This is a genomic window from Parabacteroides sp. AF39-10AC (assembly GCF_003635405.1).
GTDB lineage: Bacteria > Bacteroidota > Bacteroidia > Bacteroidales > Tannerellaceae > Parabacteroides > Parabacteroides distasonis.
Map to the genome: position 1 here is coordinate 49050 of NZ_QTLP01000009.1, position 19117 is coordinate 68166.

Consider the following 19117-nt stretch of genomic DNA (forward strand, 5'->3'; position numbering starts at 1 on the left):
ACGAATAAATCACTTGTTCGTAACTTACTTACGCAAAGATAACATCTACAAAATGATTTCACGAATCTTTGACCGTAGAATCATGCCGTCAAACCAAATCAATCGACAAACTCACCAGAAGGAGGATTCGCACCTTCTCCCACTCCCCACTTCTTATTAGGGCGGTCTCCCATAAACAATTCTAATGTTCCTCCCTTCATGACATCCTCATGAGTAAACCACGTCTTATTATACTCGGCGCCATTCAACTTAGCGGATTGAATGTATTTATTTTCCCACGAAACCCCATGAGCGATCATGGTAAACACTTTCCCGTTCGCCAACTGAATCTCCGATTTATCAAATAAAGGACTACCTATCGTATAAACAGGCACTCCCGGAGAAACCGGATAGAAACCTAAAGCGGAGAATACATAGAAAGCCGACATTCCACCACCATCCTCATCACCACAAACACCCATCAGATCATTCCTGAACCAACTTTCCATAAGCATACGAATCCGTTTTTGCGTCTTCCACGGTTGACCGGCGTAGTTATACAGATAAGGAATATGGAAACTAGGCTCATTTCCCATCACGAATTGCCCGACATTGCCCGTAGCGTCCGGATGAAGAGCGTAATATTGCCATTTTGACATTTTCATATCCTCAACAAATAACTGATCCAATCTCTCAATAAAAGGAGTGTTGCCTCCAAAAAGATCTATTAAATCCTGAATATGATGGCGTACATCCCAATTATAGGTCCAAGCATTATTCTCATCAAAATAAGCCCTAGCCCCGATACCTCCGGAAAAAATATAGTCGAACGGTTCTATAAACTTCCCATCTTTATCCTTCGGATGGAAGAAATGAGTCTCTTTGTTAAAGACATTCCGGTAATTATAAGAACGATCCTGAAAGAATCGATAATCCTCATCTTTTCCCAAATGTTTAGCTAATTGGGCGATACACCAATCGTCATAGGATGCGGCTGTAGTTACGGCTGCCGCTTGTCGCTGTTCAAATGGTCCTACCTCCGTAAACTCTTCTTTTTCTCCCGGATGCAAAGCGGGGAACCAGCCATTCTCATGATAAAAATCATCCAAGGCCGTTTTAGGTCCCCGGTACCAAGGGATCATGGACTCAGTCATCACCGTATGCTTCATACCCTCGAAAGCCTTTTCCACGTCAAACCGCAAGCCTTTATTCAAGGCATCCGCAAAGACACCTGCCGCATGGTTACCGTTCATGCAATGCGCATCCCCAAATACACAAGGGAAAGTAGGTATCCACCCGGATTGCTCATACATCCGGATATAAGACGCCAGTTTTTGTTCTTGAGCCTCCGGATTCAATAACACTTGCAACGGGTGAAGGGCCAGATAGGTATCCCATACCCAATCATCCACCCAAAAATCCACCCCATTATCTTCATGTACCTTTCCGTCATACGCACTAAAATATTTACCATCTTCAGAAATATTGATCATTCTTTCGTGCGCCCGATACAAGGCGGTATAAAATGTGGTCTTTTGATCCTCCGTGCCTCCTTCAATCTTTATTTTGCCTAACACGTCGTTCCATTTATCACGAGCTTGCGAGGCCAATTTCTCCAGATTGAAATCATTGATTTCATTATATAAATTCCGCTTGGCCTGCTCTACTCCAATATAAGAAATTCCATAACGAACATTTACCACATCCTTCGATTCCGGAAATTCAGCAAATACCAAAGAATGAGAGAGGCTATCAACTTGAATGGGCTGGGCATCAAACTCCAAATAAAAATAATGTTTTATCCCGGCGAAATTATCATATCCACACAAAGCTCCATCCTTTATATCGATCTCTCCTTTTCCATTGGCTTTCAACAAAATCAACCGTCGATCCGAATCCTCAAACCGAAAACGATAGATCGCCGATTTAGCAGCAGGCACAAAATCCACCCCTACGGAGAAATCATCCAAATACACCGAATAATTATAAGGCGTAGATTTCTCATGATCATATCGATATTTTAAATTCCCATCGAAATCCTTAACGTCCCCCCTATAAGGCAACAGCAACAATGAATGGCCTTGCCTATGGGAAGGACTATTTAGGGCCAGTCCCTCCATACGATCCGTCGTAAACTCATTATGAGTCGGAATCATTCGCAACATGCTGTTAGGCAGGTGGGTAGTGGGATAGGTAGGCACAAGTAAATGACTGATATTCCCAATCCGGTTATTCACATAATCTACTGGTGTTTTTTCTATTTTACTTATGCAACTACATAATAATAGAAACAAGGTTGTCTGAAATAATAGTTTCTTCATGAGATTGTAATTAATAATAACGATTCTCTAGCATCTGTCTCCCTACAAAGATGAAAATTAAAATTGATGAAGCAAAACTATCGTAAACTATTCAAAGCAAAACTCTCTAGAGAATTACATGCCGTGTTCCCGTATTATAACTAGAAAAGAGGCTACCTTCCTTTTGAAGTGAACCTCTTTTCTATCTAGAATAAAGTTTATCAAAAGGATACGGGTTGAATATGCATAGCGGCACCACCATCTGAAGCGAGCGGTACTGTTATTTTATCCTTTGCGGTAACAGTTAAAGTATCTTTGATAAGATGATTAGGATTGGTATCCGTGTCTCGCGCATCTTTATAAAGAGTTACTTTATAATCTCCTTTACCGAGGAAATCCAAGGCTATTTCCACATTACGGACTTGACTATTGTTGATCGCCCCAACGTACCAATCGTCTCCATGCCTACGTGCGATCGCTACATACTCATTGACAGAGGCATCCGGTACGACCGTTTTGTCCCAAGTAGTCGGTACGGTTTGTAAGAACTCGAATCCCGGCTGGCCTTCGTAAGCTTCCGGAGTATCGCAGATCATTCCCAAATAACTCTCCAATACGACATACATCGCTAGCATATGGCAGCGAGTGCTAGTGACATAAGGGTTGCTTTGTTGTATCTTAAACTTGTCTTTCGGAAGAGCCCGAAACCCACCTAAATGATAATCGGCAGTTCCAGCCAATAAACGGGTAAAAGGCATAGATATATCATGATCCGCGGTCGTGACCATACATCCTTTGAAATTCTCATAATTGAGCGTCCCTTCCCGGGTAAATTCATTCGGATAAGTCCGATGTAATCCAGATGGCTTACTGGAACCATGGAACTGCACGAACAAATGATGTTTAGCCGCCTTTGCCATAAGGCGAAGTATCCTTTAATTGTTTGTTCTTTGGCTGCCCCAAATTCCGAAGGTTAATTATCAAAAATATATGGACAGGCAATATGGTGATGAGATCATTTTGAGATTTCCTGTTAATCTAGAAGTAAAAAAAACAATAAGTACTTCAACGACCTTACACTATAATATATTAATAATCAAAAGAATAAAACATCAATCATATTTTCGGGAAAACATGTACGTGTTTTTTCAAAAACATGTACGAGAATTCAGGAAAACACGTACGTGTTTTGAGAAACAAATAATGAGATCGTAAACGCCTTTGGAAAAATATACAATAACCCAATGGCAAGCCGAACATGGAAAAATTTCCTACCTTCGCGTAAAAACGGTATATTCCATGAACAAATACGTTAGCACGATTCTCTCAATCTTACTTGTATTCGCACTACCTGTCATAGCCAAAGACAAGAAAGGAGAATTAAAGAAATTATTGAGAGAAGCTATAGCCAACAAAAAAGCCCAAGTAGGAATCGCAGTTATTATCAATGGCGAGGATACGATTACACTGAATAATAAGGTACGTTATCCGTGATACATTATCTGGAACAAAACAAATTACCACTCACAACTTCTTTATATATTTCCCAAACAGAAGAAGATATGCACCGTGACCTGCGATTATGCTATCAGAATTGGACTTCTCCGCTGGATGCTGCCAAGCTGCTAGACCTATTTGTATCCCGCCCTCTCTTTACCGAACCTCATCAAACGTTCATCAAACAGACTATGATCGAATGTGAGACCGGAAAAGATCGGCTGGCTCAACCGCTAGAGGCAACCGATGCCATTATCGGGCATAAAACAGGAACGGGCGACCTGAATGCCCGATGGCAACTGATCGGTACGAACGACATAGGTTTCGTTTTCCTACCGGATGAAGAAAGATATACGATTGCGGTATTCGCTAAAGACTCGGAAGAGAGCCCGGAAGCAACTGCGGCAATCATTGCGGATATATCCCGGATCGTATATCAGTATATCCAAAGAGACTAGCATGCAAGGGATTGCCATTTCATATACGTGCCGATCCGCTGTAACCACTCCTTCGAGACATAGCGCAAGCCGGACAACCCATGCTGGCTAAATGCGATCTGTATGACCGTAAATCCAAGGTAGACCAATACACTCGGGAATAACTCCAAAACGAAAACACTAAGCCTTATCACGAAAAGAATTAATTCACGGTAAGATAAGCAATTATAGTCCCAACGGCCAAAATAGCGCCGATCGCGGTCTCATAAGGAATCAGCCTCAACCGCTCACGAATGCTTATATCCGCTACCCCACCAGTAGCGTGGAAGAACGATCCATGCGGCAAATGATCAAGCACGGTAGCACCGGAATTAATCATAGCGGCTCCCCAGACACCACTGATACCGGCGGCGATAATAATATCCGCGAATGACGAAGAGGCAACTGTCGCTCCGGCTGTAGTAGAGGCTGTAGCGGCAGACATCAATACGCCGGAAACCGGAGCCAATAAAAGCTCTCCCATATTCGTATGCGATAACGCATCTAATAAAACATCCTTGATAGAGGAAGCCTTGATCACTCCCGCTATAGTGCCTGTCCCGACCAACAGGATCGAGACATTCGACATCTTCTTGAGTCCATACGAGAGGCTGTCCGTAATCAATGACCATTTCCTCATCGCCAGAATCCCAACGATTCCTCCAACGGGCAAGGCTATCATCGGATCGATCGCCACATGGAATAAAGGGCGAAACGACAGCAGTAGGATCGTCACTACCGGAGCGACCATGCTAGAGGCGAAGGAGGGGAGATCCGCTTGCAGGTTATCTATCTCCTCGTTCGCATAAAATCCATTTTGCCGGGGTAAGAAACGGCCTATGACATATACCGTAAACAACAAGCCAACCAACGCCGGGATCAAGTTCGCATACATGACAGAGTACAAATCCGCATGAAAATTCTCAGCGGCGATAATCGTATTCGGATTTGGAGAAATGATATTGCCACATTTGCCTCCACCGATCATCATCAACAAAAGGCTACCCCGGGGAACCGCCAGTTTCCGGCCGATGCTCAACGCAATCGGAGCCACCGTAATAACAGCAACATCAATAAACACTCCAATAGCCGTCAGCAACATCGTAGCGAAAGCGAGCGCAAAAAACACATGCCGTTCTCCCAATCTATAAATGATCGTATTGGAGATAGAAGCCGCCGCACCTGTTTTCACCAATATCCCCGACAATACTCCCGCCGTCAAGATCCGAATGACGGCCGGAGTTACGTCATTTACTCCACTGATCATTAAAGAGATCGTTTCCGGCAACGACACACCCCCTAATAATCCTCCTACTAATGCCCCTAAAATAAGGCTATAGACTGGCGATACCTTTCTTATAATCAAGAAAATCGACACTAATAATCCGATAAAAGCTCCCCATGCACTCATTATACCCATGTATTAGTGATTCATATAATATTTGATTACACGCAATTGTTGTTCCAAGGCACGCCCAATATTCCAGCAAGTGAAATCCTTATCCATCGCCTGCTCCAAGGAAACCGGATAAGGAAGAAGTGGCAAGACCGCCAGAAACCCGGATTTATTAAGCGCCTCTACCTCCTCTACGGAACCACCCATTACGATAACCGGGATACCCTGTCTCATGCCTGCCTGCAATACTCCGCATGGGGTCTTTCCCATACAAGTCTGTTTATCCAGTTTACCTTCTCCCGTAATAATCAGATCCGCCCCCCGTATACATTCATCAAAACGCAAGGCATCCAGAACCATCTGGATACCGGGTTTAAGTTCAGCCTTTAGGAAAGCGACAAATCCTCCACCTAAACCACCTGCGGCTCCCGCACCCGGAATGTCGTCTATCTCTATTCGTCCCGTTCTTTTTATGACTTCCGCAAAATTTCGCAAGCCCTCATCCAGCAAACGGACCATAGCGTCGTCCGCTCCCTTTTGGCGGGCAAAGACATACGCCGCCCCTTTCTCACCATAAAAAGGGTTATTCACATCGCAGGCTATGGTAAATGAAGTTTCCCGCAATTGCGATAATGCCCTTGAGCAATCTATCTCATAAATCTGATTAAGGATCTGCCCACCCAATCCCAGCTCATTCCCTTTTCTATCAAGAAAACGAAAACCCAAGGCCTGCAACATACCGGTTCCTCCGTCATTCGTTGCGCTTCCCCCTATTCCTATCAAGAAATCCCGGCAACCACGATCCATAGCGTCTTTTATCAACTCACCGGTTCCATACGTCGTTGTTCTCAAGGGATTACGTTCCGACACAGGCACTAACGTAAGACCACTCGCCGTCGCCATCTCGATAACCGCCGTACGATTATCTCCCAGTATCCCATAAGTGGCCTCGACCGATCTCATCAACGGATCATGTACGACACAAGATACGGCTTCTCCACCCATCGCCGTAATCAAAGTCTCCACGGTACCTTCTCCCCCATCCCCAACCGGGATTTTCACGACCTCGCAATCCGGAAAAACCTTATGGATCGCCAACTCGGCACATTCAGCCACTTCAATCGAAGATACTGAGCCTTTAAATGAATCGGAAGCAACAACGATTTTTTTCATTTACCAACCTTTTTATAACATGAAAAATAAGATGCCCAAATATATAAAAAAGGAGTGTCCTTTTCCGAGGACACTCCCATAAACTTAACTAGGTATTCTTTATTTTGCCCGTGTACATTTGATTACCTCTTGATTGATGTATTTAACCTTCTCCAGATCCATCTTTTCCACCTTTCGGTCATAAGTGACCAAGCCATTTATCTCATGTTCCACATCTGTAGTCTGCGTATAGATGGCCGTGCTTAGTCCGAAATAGTTTATCATCTGCTCTAGCTCGGTAAGCATTAATACATAGGTATCGGTCAGGACCTCTCTATTCAACATCATCTCATAAGCGTCATTGCGTACAGGCCACATATGCCCACGCACAAATAGACCTTTTCCTCCGAATTCACCAAGGGACGCAGCACGTTTATCATCGGGACGGGGGATCGCCTTAGGCTCGATCTTGCCATAATGATGCATATCTACGAAATCTCCATTTCCGGTATCTCCATAAGCTTTCCGATAGCCCGGAGCGTAATTATATCCCGACATACCGTTTACCCAACGATTCGGATCGTACTTTTTCACCCAAGCTGTGATGTCTGTCGCTTCAAAGGCTCCCCAATTCTCATTAAACGGGACCCACATCACGATAGAAGGCGAGCTGACGTGTTGGTCAATCATCACTTTCAATTCGTCACGGAACTGTTTACGAACCGCCACAGAATCCTCACCATCAGGCTCCCAAAGATTCGGCATATCTTGCCAAACCATTAGGCCAAGCCTGTCACAATGATAATACCAACGTTGAGGCTCTACTTTGATATGCTTGCGTATTACATTAAAACCCGCACGTTTCGCCAGTTCTATATCATATAACAAAGCCTTGTCGGTAGGAGCGGTAAACGCGCCATCGGGCCAATAACCTTGATCTAAAAGACCGATATGGAAAACAAACTCCCCGTTCAATAAAGGCCGAAGCACACCATCTACCTTTCCCATGCTAACCGAGCGCATACCAAAATAAGAGGATACCTCATCGATTATCTTGCCCTTTCGATCTTTCAACTGTAATTTCAAACCATACAAGAAAGGATCATCCGGGCTCCATAGACGGGACTCCCGGATAGGCAAGTAAAAACTCATATTGGAATTTCCTTCGGTTCTTGCCACCTCTGAAGTACCATTATCTGCGATAGCCGTTACCTTTAACTCCTTATCCTCCGTATAAGCAATTACTTCCAACCGATTATTTTTTAAATCGGGCACTAGCTTAATCTGAGAAATATATTGTTTCTCTACCGGTTCAAGCCAAACGGTTTGCCAGATACCGGAGGTAAAAATATAATCTCCACGTGAGCCGTTCTTGCCCGAAGCGGCCCGGCCGTCGTTAGGATCATAAGCACCTACCACAAGGACATTTTCACCGGATTTCAAATAATCAGAAATATTTAAACTAAAAGCATCGTACCCTCCCGTATGGGTACCCACCTTCTTACCGTTGACAAACACAGACGAGATCCGATCTACAGCCCCAAAATTCAACAATACATTCCTGCCCTTCCATGCTTGAGGAACAGAGAAGCTACGCTTATACCACAGGCAAGTATCACCCCCACGAGCTATACCGGATAATTCCGATTCCGGAGGATACGGCACACGTATCTTTTCTACTTTTGCGGGAAAGACTGGAGGGGTGGTTGCCGTAACAGGATCGAGCAGGTCTTTTCCTCCCATATAATCCCATATACCATTCAGATTCAACCATTCCGAACGCACCATCTGCGGACGCGGATATTCCGGTAAAGGAATCTCAGCCTTCAATGCCTCCTCTGTCCATGGGGTAGGCAATGTGAACTTCTCTAGGATTTGCGCCTTTACGGGTAAGAGATCTCCCCCAAAAAGAAAGGAGCAAAGAGCTAAACAAACAACGGTAATCTTTTTCATAAACCAACTATTTAAGTAATTCCGGATAATATTTCCGGATCAAATCTTGATCTTCTTTCTCCAACTTATCGATCAAGACCGGCTTATCTTGCGGACGGAGGCCTTTTTGATTGATTTTGTTGATCAAGCTCCAATCCTTAGCCGGTTTCTCGGGGCTGGGATCGGCAGGTTCATGGGCTTGCAAATCATAACGGGTAAAGTCGATGACGTAAGCCGGGGAATTTTTCGTATGCCAATCACGTAATAAGGCCAAGCGGAATTCCTTATTCATAAACCATTTTATCTCCAAATTATTATAAGAGTCTCCCAAACCAGAGCCTCGTTCTACGAAGCGATAGTTCCAGTCGTCGTTCGATTTATATTGTTTTCTCCAAAGTTCGCCAAATTCTCCGAACGTAACGAAATGAGTATCCGGCCAGCGTTCCTTGGTACCCGTTACCCACATCTTCATGGCATCGCAGATGAGATCCTTCCCGAACTCATGTACCATCTGCGCCTCCCAGATATTGGCTACCCAGCCAAAGCCATTCAACTCAAGACCTTTATCAAAGTGAATCGCTTCCGTGTGCATCACCTCACGATGCCCCAAATCAAGCCCCCAACCTTTGTACGTCTCGATCGGGCCGACACCTCTACGGCTGTTATATCCATCGATACCATGTCCGGTCTGTCCGCTACGGCGGGCACAGATAAAGTCCATCGTCCAGCCATCCAGATTCACGCAATCGATGAAATCGCTTTTTCCCTGCGCCGGCTTGCAGAAGTGTTCCGTCGAGGGATAGAAAGGATAAGAAGGAGAACCGTCAGCGCCACCACCGTCTATATTATGCTGGCTCCAGATCACGGCGTGCGCCACATGGATGTTCTCTTTCTCCGCCAGATATCTTAGATTATCGGCCGATAAGAAACCTCCCATAATCGATTGGGGACGATAACCATTTCCTACCATTTTAGAAATGATCTCTATCGCCTCCGACATCTCACGGTTTACCCGCTCACGGGGTAGATACATCGCAGGAAAATAACCGGGGAAATAAGTAACCTCATCCCCATATTTCTTTTGGCACTCCACTACATAATCACGGATCTCCCGGTAATTCTTCCGTCCGTCCTCCAAGGCATTCATCGTGAATCCCCATGTAAGACGACCGTTCGGGTTATTCGTGGCGAAAGCCTCCCGCAAGGCCCGCACTCCCTCAAGCGTATGCCAATCCACCTCATCGCGGGGATGTAACTTGACATCCCGGGAGACTTCCCAAGGCGTCGTACGTATCATGATACATAAGGTGACAAAACGATTTCCTTCTATCGTCAGCGGTTCCGTATTCGCCGGGACGACCACAGGATCCGCCGCCCTTAATTGAAAACCACTGAGCACAGCGACCATCCATACGATCACCCATTTTCTCCAAACTGATATATTCATATTACTTTCTCGCATTTGTACAATCTATTACTATTTCCTGATCCGACGGAAACATCCTAAAGACATAATCCGAACCAGATTCAGGTTTCCTTATATGGCCTTTTTCGCAAGTGATCACGTAGTTGAAACCATCGAAGCTAGCGTTGACCGCCTTATCCTCTATAACGGTGAAAGGTAGCTCCTTCCCTGCCGCAGCCTTTAGCTCTAAAGCCCATGAGAAGTCCGCCTCCTTTGATAGAGCGACTACCTCGAAGCGGGTCTCATAGAACGTGATCTTGAAAGCATGGCCTTTTGAGTCTTCGGCGGAAACTACCAAGGTATCCTTGCCTATCTCCGTCACTACCGGATGGTCCAAGGTAAGTTCCTCCTTATCTCCATCCTTGTCTAATCGGACGATCCGAAGCCCGGCACGATCGAGTCCCTCGCTCCACATGAATCCGTCCACGACGGGCAAGGTATAGAACAAGAACTGGTTCCCGTCTCCAGGCTTTTCCAGATAAGCGGACTTATAGCTCTCGTCGAAAAGATGGATATCCCTAAAGCGGAACGTTCCCTTCTCCCACAATAAGTTCGCCCGATAATAACGGCTGTTAAACCAGACCGTCTTATTGCCTTCTCCACGGACATCCGTCAACGTAGTGACAGCCGTCGCCGGCGTAACCTTGAAGCATTCCTTGAACCACGCACCGGATTCGCCCAGCGTCTCCACCCGGATCTTATTTTCCTTCCTCAAGGAGTCCAAGATAGGGATCTGCATCTCCAGTCCCTTGCTCATATTACTCCACGTGAAAGAGTTCTCCTGTCCCGCTTGCGCATAATTGAAGGCCAGACAAGGCTGATCCACGATCGATTCCAAGAAATAATCCACCCAGCGGCGATCCATGCCCGCCTTCTCATACACGGGTTCCAAGGAGATCACCCCTTGACGCTCTTGTCCCAGACCATCATCATACTGATAAATAGGATCACTGCCCAGCATACGGAAAATAGGAACGGGGATTTGCCCCTCCTCGGTCTGCGCCGGCATATAGGCGTTTACCCGGCTCGGGTAATAGGCTTGGTTCCAGTAACCACCCCATAGGGTATAACCATCCGTCCCCACTTGGTCCTTGCAGTTGCACGACGCCACGATCTTATATTTATCGTACATATACCCCAAGGTATGTGCGTCGATAAACCAAGAGCCGATCGATTTCGGGTACGTGCCGAATATCTCCTTGAACTTCGCCATATAGACATCCACCAGTCGCTCCCGTTCTTCTTTCGTATATCCGGTGCTGAAAGCGATATTCGCGTGCGAGACCCAAGAATGCTCGCCACGCCACTTGATCCCGACGGCCTCGATCTGCGGTTGCGTAAGTTCCCACCAAGCGCCGATCTCGGAATGATCATTGAGTTTACTTTTCAACAGATCTTGGTACAATGGATTGATCAACGCATCGTACTGTAATAAAAAGGTCGCCGGTAAATCATATTTATTCACCAATTTCACTTGCTCACAAACCGTCTCGTACAATAAGCTATCGGCGTTCTCCACCCGGTAGTCTGTCTGGCGGATGAAATTGATGATGTTGATAATACGGGGAGCAGCCGCACTCTCAACCAGTTTCTCTCCCGCGCTACGGCATCCCGCACAGCAGAAGACGATAAAGCATACAAGACCTATCTTCTTTATGAATGACATTCGATTCAATTTTAAATTCATTTACTCTCATAAAATATTCTAGAAATGGCATTTCACCGGTGTAAAATCATTTTTAGAGATCTAAAAAGCATTTCGCAAGGGTGCAAAGCCATTTCTTAAACCTAAAAATGGCATTTCACAAGCGCAAAGTCGTTTTTAGAAATCTAAAAGGTACTTCGCGAGGGTGAAAAGCCATTTCTTAGATCTAAAAAGGCATTTTACACCAGTGCAAGGCCATTTTTACCGGAATATAAGGCATTACCCTACCACCCCGGGTTGTTCGGAGCCAAGTTCGGGTTCAGATACAACTCATCCAACGGAAGGGAATAATAGTAATGCTTCGGGGTCACAAAGTTACGATTCTCCGCCGGTTCCACAATCAAGAATCCATTTTCGTCTGTCAAACCGGGATTTCCCTCGTTCAAGACATCCAAGTTCTCGTATTCCGAACCTTTCAGCTTAATGCCTTTTATGGCACCTATCAATTCCGTCTCAGCCGTCTTCCAACGTCTCAAATCATCCCTGCGGAAGCCTTCGAACGCTAACTCGATCGTACGTTCCCGACGGATCTCCGTCCGCATATCCAACCCATTGCTCTTCACGAAAGCGTTGGTCAGAGGAGGCATCTCCACGCCTTTCCGGGAACGGATCACATTGATCGTCTTGTTCAAGATGTCATCGCTGATCGCCCCGTCTTTCTCGTAAGTGGCCTCAGCCAATATCAGCAATACCTCCGGATAACGGATGATGTGATAATCATATACATCCTTGTCAGAAGGAACGGAAGTCTCCGCCATATATTTCCACAACTTATAACCCGTACGTGTCTCGGGACGTATGGTAAATTGCGGCGGGCAGGTCAAGGCGCCGTCTTGCGGACTGATATAGTCGGTTCCGGGCATCAAGAAGGTCTGTTTCATACGAGGGTCACGATTCTCATATTCGCTCTTGATCGTGGCATATCCCTCAAATCCGGAATTAGCGTTCTCAATCGGCAATCCCGTACTCTTACACAAATACATATCGGCCAGCTTACGGGTAGGCGTCCCTCGCCATCCCCAATATACAGGGCACGCGTCGCTATGGTGGCGGATATCCGTCTCGTACCGACTGTCGAAGATACCCTCTTTTGAATTATCGCCCGCATTGATAAACAAGTAGCGGTAGCTCTCCTCACCAGAGCCTTCATATAAAGCATACTCACCACTATCGATCACTTTTGCAGCGGCATCGATCGCTTGTTGCAACAACTGCTGATAGTCCGAACGGTGCTGGTGATACTTCGCCCAAGTCCCGGCAAACAAGGCAACCCTCGCTTTCAACGCCAAGGCAGCGCCTTGGGTTACACGTCCCGCCTCATCCGAGTTTAACTCACTCTGCAAGGGTAGTTTAGCATACACCTCGTTGAGTTCCGACAAGATGAAGTCTTCCACCTCCTGTTGCTTATTCCTAGAACCATACAACTCCGGGGAATCTACGGTAAGCACCTTCGTCAAGATAGGGATATCGTTGTATTTCGCCATCAACCGAAAATGCGAGTAAGCACGGAAGAAACGGGCCTCAGCCACATACCGCTCGATCTCCGAGGGATCGCCCTCGTACGTCTGGCTCTTCTCGATAATCATATTGCTCTGACGCAGGTCTATGAAAGTAGAGTCCCATAGGGCATCCGTATTCGGTGCGATCAACGTACCGTTGCTCGTCGTATTCTCGTTCAACTCATAGGCGATATCGCTATCCGTATCCTTCGTGCCGAACGTCTCGGTACGTGTGTAGAGCCAATTGACCTCTTTCTCGAAATCATCCGGGGTTTTCCAGAATAGCTCGTCCGGCATATTATCTTTTGGCAACAGGTCTATATCTTGGCAACTTGACAAGAACAAAGCGGAAACAATAAAGCTTCCCAATATTATCCGATAGTTTTTCATGACTTTTCGCTTTAATTTTTAAAATACGACATTTATACCAAATGAATAATTACGGGTAAACGGATAGGAAGTAATGCTACCGCTGTTCTCCTCCGGGTCCCAACCATTTGGCGTGTTATGTACCTCGAATAAATCCTCGCCGGAAAAATACACCCGCACCTTCTGCAAACCGGCCTTCGAGGTCAAAGTCTGCGGGATCGTATAACCGAACTGCAAGTTTTTCAAACGAGCATACGCAACGTTAAACTTCGTGTTCGTAGATACATAATAATTGTAGTTTCGTTTATCCTTCAACGTGATCGCCGGATACTGGGCGTCCGTTCTTTCCGGGGTCCAAGTCTTTCCATACCAATACTCGGCGGATTGATACCATGCCTCTGGCATCGGGCACCGGCTCTCCCCTTCCAAGAACATCGTCCTACGGCCGACTCCTTGTATGAAAGCGCTCAAATCGAATCCCTTCCAAGCCATACTCAGGTTAAAGCCGAAATTATAACGCGGGTTCTTGTCGCCCAAGTATTTCACGTCACCGGAGCCTTCTTTACCATCACCTAATACGGATAGCTTCCCGTCTCCATCCAAGTCTTTGTACATAGCGTCACCTACGCTCAAGTCACCCGGGATACCCCCTTCCGAGAAACGAGATTTATACGCCTCCAATTCTTGCTCATTCTGGATGATTCCATCAAATTCATATCCGAAATAGGAATTCAACGGATATCCGGTCGGAGTCTCGTTATTACCTAATTTGATCAGGTTACTTCCAACCCGATCCACGACTTTGTTTTTCGCGTCACTGATATTAAAGCGAACCGAGTAGCTGAAATCCTTGATCTGATCCCTCCAGCCTAGAGAGATTTCCCATCCATGAATACTTAAATGGCCGCTGTTCGTGCTCGGAGCGTCCGCACCTAACATAGAAGGATAGGTCTTCGGGATAAGCATGTTTTTATTCTCTTTCCAGAAGTAGTCGAACGATCCATATAAACGGTTATTGAGTGTCGAGAAATCAAATCCCACATTGGTTGTCTGGATCGTCTCCCATGTACGAGAGGTAGAAATAATATTTCCAGACGTAGCCATTTGTCCTTTTACGCCTGCCCCGAAAGGATAATAATCGTTCGATAAAGAGATCAATTGAATATAATCATACAATCCGATACCAGACTGATTACCCATCTCTCCATAAGAAGCCCTTACCTTCAAGTCCTCGAACCAACCCAATCTTTTCATGAAGCCTTCTTCCCCGACACGCCAAGCCGCGTTTACACCCGGGAACCATCCCCAACGGTGATCCGGATCAAAGCGGGAACTACCATCCGCACGGATCGTTCCTTCGATGACATATTTATTGGCAAACGTATAATTCACTCTGGAGAAGAAAGAATTAATCGTCCACTGATTTCCCTCGCTCCAAGCGTTTTGATCTTGAGCGCTACCCAATTGCAAAGACATATTTTCTTGTTGGTCGAAGTTAATACGCTTCGCCGTGAACCTATCATAGTTCTCAGACTCATGGGAAGTACCGACCATCACGCTTAAATCATGCCGGTCATTGAAGTTCTTTTTATAATCAGCATAGAGCGTGAAGTTCTTGGATAAAGTTTTCTGGTAACGACGCTCCGCGCTATTCGGCGTACGTTTCTCCCGGACCTCGTTATTATCCCAATCGTAATTGATGATTTTCTTGTTCGTCACGTTCTCATCCTGATCATACTTACGGATCACGGCTTGCCCCACCAATTGTAATCCGTCGATCACTTTCCAGCGTAATTGGTTGTTGACCGTTATATTACCTGTAGTCTTATTCACCATACCCCCGTCTTCCAATACTTGGGCCGGATTATCGAAACCCTCGAATGTATAGAAAGTTCCCGACGGATTGTACATCGGAGTCCAAGAGCGAGTCTTATAAATCAGTTCCCATATATTCTGTCCTTCCGTCAAACCCGAGGAATAGTCCCTGTTGCTTGCCTCATAAGCTAAATTAAGATCGTAAGTCAAGTTCTTGAAGATCTCGACGCTCGATTTAGCACGTACGAAGTAACGCTTGTTCACATCCTCACCAAATTTAGGGATACCTTCCTCCCGCTGATGGCCTAAAGACAACATATACGAGTATCTCTCTCCACCGCCGGAGATATTGACATTGTAATTCTGCATATTACCATTGCCAATAAGCATATCATTCCAGTCTTGATCCTTGAAGAATTGCGGATAGCCGGTCCAACGCCCCCATTCCGCATCAGTCAACACCAGATCACTATTCTGCCGGATCAGGTCCAATTGATCTCTCGTGTATTCTGGAGTGAATGATCCATCGGTGATCTCCAAGGCCATCTCCGCATGTTGTAATAGATTCGCCGGTTTCCTTAACAACGCAGGAGTCTCAATAGAGTAATATGCATCAAAAGCAACAGATGTCTTCTGATTGCGCTTACCACTTTTCGTTGTCACCAGAATAACACCATCCGAGGCACGAGCACCGTAAATAGCGGCCGTACCATCTTTCAATACGGAAATATTCTCGATATCGGAAGGATTGATCATATTAATGTTTCCCTCCGCTCCATCAATCAAAACAAGGGGAGTACCACCGTTGATAGAAGAGACATCACGAACCTTCATGGTCATGTCCGAACCCGGAGCGCCTCCGGCACGTGTAATCGTCAAACCGGGTACCTCTCCCTGCAAAGCCTGAGCCGCATTCTGAATCGGACGAGATTCAAACGCTTTCGCGTCGGCCGTAGATACGGCACCACCCAAGTTCGCTCTTTTTACCGTACCATAACCGACAACTACAACCTCATCCATTTGCAAAGCATCTTCCCGTAACTTCACGTTCAAATTCGCTTCCTTGCCGGGACGCAATTCCGTCATGGCATATCCGATGTAAGAGATTTGAAGGACACCGTTTTCCGATACCTCCATCGTAAATTTTCCATCAAGGTCCGTAACCGTTCCGTTGGTAGTACCTTTCTCAACTACGTTCGCACCGATAATAGGTTCTCCATTCTCGTCGGTCACTACACCTTGCACTAAATTCTTCTTTTGCAAAACGGCTTGTGAGGAAGGGGCGGCTTTCTCGTTTTTTGTAGAGGGATTAATCAAGATGAAATTATTCTCCGTAATCTCATACTTTACGCCTTCCCCTGCGAAAAGACGCTTTAAAATGGTTTCCACCGTCTGCTCTTTCACATGTACAGATACTTTCTTATTCAGGTTAACCTTCTCGCTCTCGTAGATAAAACGGAAGCCAGACTGTTTCTCTATCTTGAAAAGAACCTCCTTTATTGTCTGGTTATTAACGTCCAAAGACAACTTTGTCTCTTGCGAATAGACAGAGGCCGAGATCTGAAGTGAACATGCGATAGAGAATAATGTCGTCAATCTCATAATAGACAAAGTTTTTTTAAGGACCGGAGACTCTTCCGGCCTTGCTATATTCCAAAAATTCATATATTTGTAATTCGATTGTTTGTTAACACTAGTGTTACGAGCACTAATTTTAATGATCAAAAAGATGACGGGGAATGTTCCAGCATTTCCCGTTTTTTCATGTGTATTCATGCGATTCCTGTTCTTTACTTCATAGGCAGACTTTATTTAGAGGTTATACTTATATTTTTTCCTTTCACGTTATAACTTATATCACTCAATCGGGATAGTACGCCCAATATATCCGTTATGGTTTCCTCCTGTATGACTCCATCGTAATGTATACTATTCCCCAAATCCTTTTGAAGATGGATAGTCACATCGTACCTCCTCTCCAAATATTTACAGACGGAAGCTAGCGGCATATGATCCATATAGAGTTTATCTTCCAGCCAACTGTACGAATGAGATAACACGCCCGATGTCGGTCTCATCTTGTTGGTTTGCTTATCGAAAATCGCCATGTCACCGGCGTTCATTAGCAACTTATCATTCCCATGATCCAACTCGATACAGCCTTCCACCAACGAGGCTTCAACTGTTTTTTCATCCGTATACGCTTGCAAATTAAAAGAAGTACCATGTACCTTTAAGCGTAATCCATTGCTCATCTTGATCACGAACGGTATCTTGTTCTTCGAGACATCGAAGAAGCCCTCTCCTTGGAAATTCACTTCCCTGATATTCTCCTTCGCGTTATAAGAATACGTAATATCAGATCCAGAATTCAGCTTAACAACGGAACCATCCGGCAAGACCACCTCCGATCGGCTTCCGTAATCAGCGGTCATTCGAACCAGCATTTCCGGCTGTTTATCAAATACTCCCATTTTCGAAAACCCGAGGACAAGCAATAAAGTAGCCGCCACTCCTGAAATGATATATCCGATATTCACCAAGCGTTTCCGCTTATTATCTCTCTCCTTATTGATACGATCGATCTTATCCCATGCGTATTGAGCATTAAAAGTTTCTTGCTCCAGATAAGAGCCTGTTTCTTTCCAGATCTCTTTATACCGTTTAAAATCTTCTTGATTAGACTCATCCTCAGCCAACCATTCATCCAGAACCGGATCCACGATCTCTTCATTCATCCTCTCCGATAAATGGTCAACGATGTGTTCTCCTATTTGCTTTTTCTTCTCCATGAGTCTAGTCTTTATTTAAATGACACCACAAATAAAAAAAGGTCCTATACGAACCTTGAAAATTTTCTCATTATTTTATACCTCCTTCATCTCCAGACATTCCTTCAACTTCTGTAAAGACATCCATATTAGATTTTTAATTGTTTTCACGGATATAGATAGTTTCTCCGATATTTCTTTCTGCTTCAATCCTTTTACCCTGTGAAGAAGTAACACTTCTCTGCTCCGATCCGGCAAATGGTCTATACAATCATAAAGAGCGATCCTAAACTCTTCTGTTTCCAGTTGATTATCCTCATAGGATAGAAGTAATAAGTCTTGATTCTCTGATAAACTTCCCGTCTGCACCTTTGATCGGATAAAGTTCAAGGCCAGATGTTTAGCCATCCGATATAAATATCCTGATACATTTTCCTTTATCTCTATTCTCCCCCTATTTTTCCATAAATTCAAGAAAAGCTCTTGAACAACATCCTCCGCATCATTTCTATCCATCAATAGACTATACACATACTGACAAAGACGCCCGTAATAACGATCAAACAGTTTATTATAACTGATATAATCATTATTTCCGATCGCTATCATTAAAACCTTATCGGCATGAATTTCCTGCATACAATCTTTATTATCATGAATATTCGCAATCGTCTTTACAGGTAAATGAGTTTCGGCAAGACTATGGTTTTGTTGATAAACCGTAAATCACTCAACCATATATATTTATAATCTATTCCTCC

The 19117-nt window shown here is 45.0% G+C and carries 10 protein-coding genes and 2 pseudogenes; 1 reads left to right on the forward strand and 11 read right to left on the reverse strand.

Translation table 11 applies throughout. The features are described from left to right. Positions 1-98 precede the first annotated feature (98 nt). Together DW033_RS10065 and DW033_RS10070 are read right to left on the reverse strand one after the other, a co-directional pair. Positions 99-2300 carry a GH92 family glycosyl hydrolase gene (locus DW033_RS10065; protein ID WP_008779022.1) on the reverse strand — a complete coding sequence of 734 codons (2202 nt, stop codon included), beginning with the start codon at positions 2298-2300 and terminating at the stop codon, positions 99-101. Positions 2301-2500: 200 nt separating this feature from the next. Then, positions 2501-3199, reverse strand: a pseudogene (locus DW033_RS10070) (glycoside hydrolase family 97 catalytic domain-containing protein); the annotation flags it as partial. A gap of 379 nt (positions 3200-3578) precedes the next feature. Here DW033_RS10070 and DW033_RS10085 point away from each other — a divergent pair. Next, positions 3579-4234 (forward strand): annotated as a pseudogene (locus DW033_RS10085) (serine hydrolase). Positions 4235-4415: 181 nt separating this feature from the next. Here the strand turns inward: DW033_RS10085 and DW033_RS10090 are convergent. From DW033_RS10090 to DW033_RS10130, 9 genes are all read right to left on the reverse strand, one after another. Then, the gene (locus DW033_RS10090; RefSeq protein WP_005863520.1) at positions 4416-5663 is read right to left on the reverse strand and encodes a GntP family permease; all 1248 of its coding nucleotides are present in this window, start codon (positions 5661-5663) and stop codon (positions 4416-4418) included. Between the two features lie 12 nt (positions 5664-5675). Continuing rightward, positions 5676-6821: a glycerate kinase gene (locus DW033_RS10095; RefSeq protein WP_122382721.1), complete on the reverse strand. Its 1146-nt coding sequence runs from the start codon at positions 6819-6821 to the stop codon at positions 5676-5678. A 99-nt stretch (positions 6822-6920) separates the two neighbouring features. Continuing rightward, positions 6921-8753, reverse strand: coding sequence for a glycoside hydrolase family 2 protein (locus DW033_RS10100; protein WP_122382722.1), 1833 nt, complete (start codon positions 8751-8753; stop codon positions 6921-6923). A gap of 7 nt (positions 8754-8760) precedes the next feature. Then, positions 8761-10194, reverse strand: a complete 1434-nt coding sequence (locus DW033_RS10105; protein ID WP_122382723.1) for a DUF3863 domain-containing protein — start codon at positions 10192-10194, stop codon at positions 8761-8763. Continuing rightward, positions 10181-11863: a hypothetical protein gene (locus tag DW033_RS10110; protein ID WP_191215899.1), complete on the reverse strand. Its 1683-nt coding sequence runs from the start codon at positions 11861-11863 to the stop codon at positions 10181-10183. Before DW033_RS10110 ends, DW033_RS10105 begins: the two co-directional genes overlap by 14 nt. A gap of 263 nt (positions 11864-12126) precedes the next feature. Continuing rightward, entirely contained in the window at positions 12127-13791 is a 1665-nt protein-coding gene (locus tag DW033_RS10115; RefSeq protein ID WP_005863532.1) for a RagB/SusD family nutrient uptake outer membrane protein, read from the reverse strand. An 18-nt stretch (positions 13792-13809) separates the two neighbouring features. After that, positions 13810-17250: a TonB-dependent receptor gene (locus tag DW033_RS10120; protein ID WP_122382736.1), complete on the reverse strand. Its 3441-nt coding sequence runs from the start codon at positions 17248-17250 to the stop codon at positions 13810-13812. A 143-nt stretch (positions 17251-17393) separates the two neighbouring features. Beyond that, entirely contained in the window at positions 17394-18377 is a 984-nt protein-coding gene (locus tag DW033_RS10125) for a FecR family protein (protein WP_048926994.1), read from the reverse strand. 75 nt (positions 18378-18452) lie between these two features. After that, positions 18453-18995: an RNA polymerase sigma factor gene (locus DW033_RS10130; protein WP_005863538.1), complete on the reverse strand. Its 543-nt coding sequence runs from the start codon at positions 18993-18995 to the stop codon at positions 18453-18455. Positions 18996-19117 lie beyond the last annotated feature (122 nt).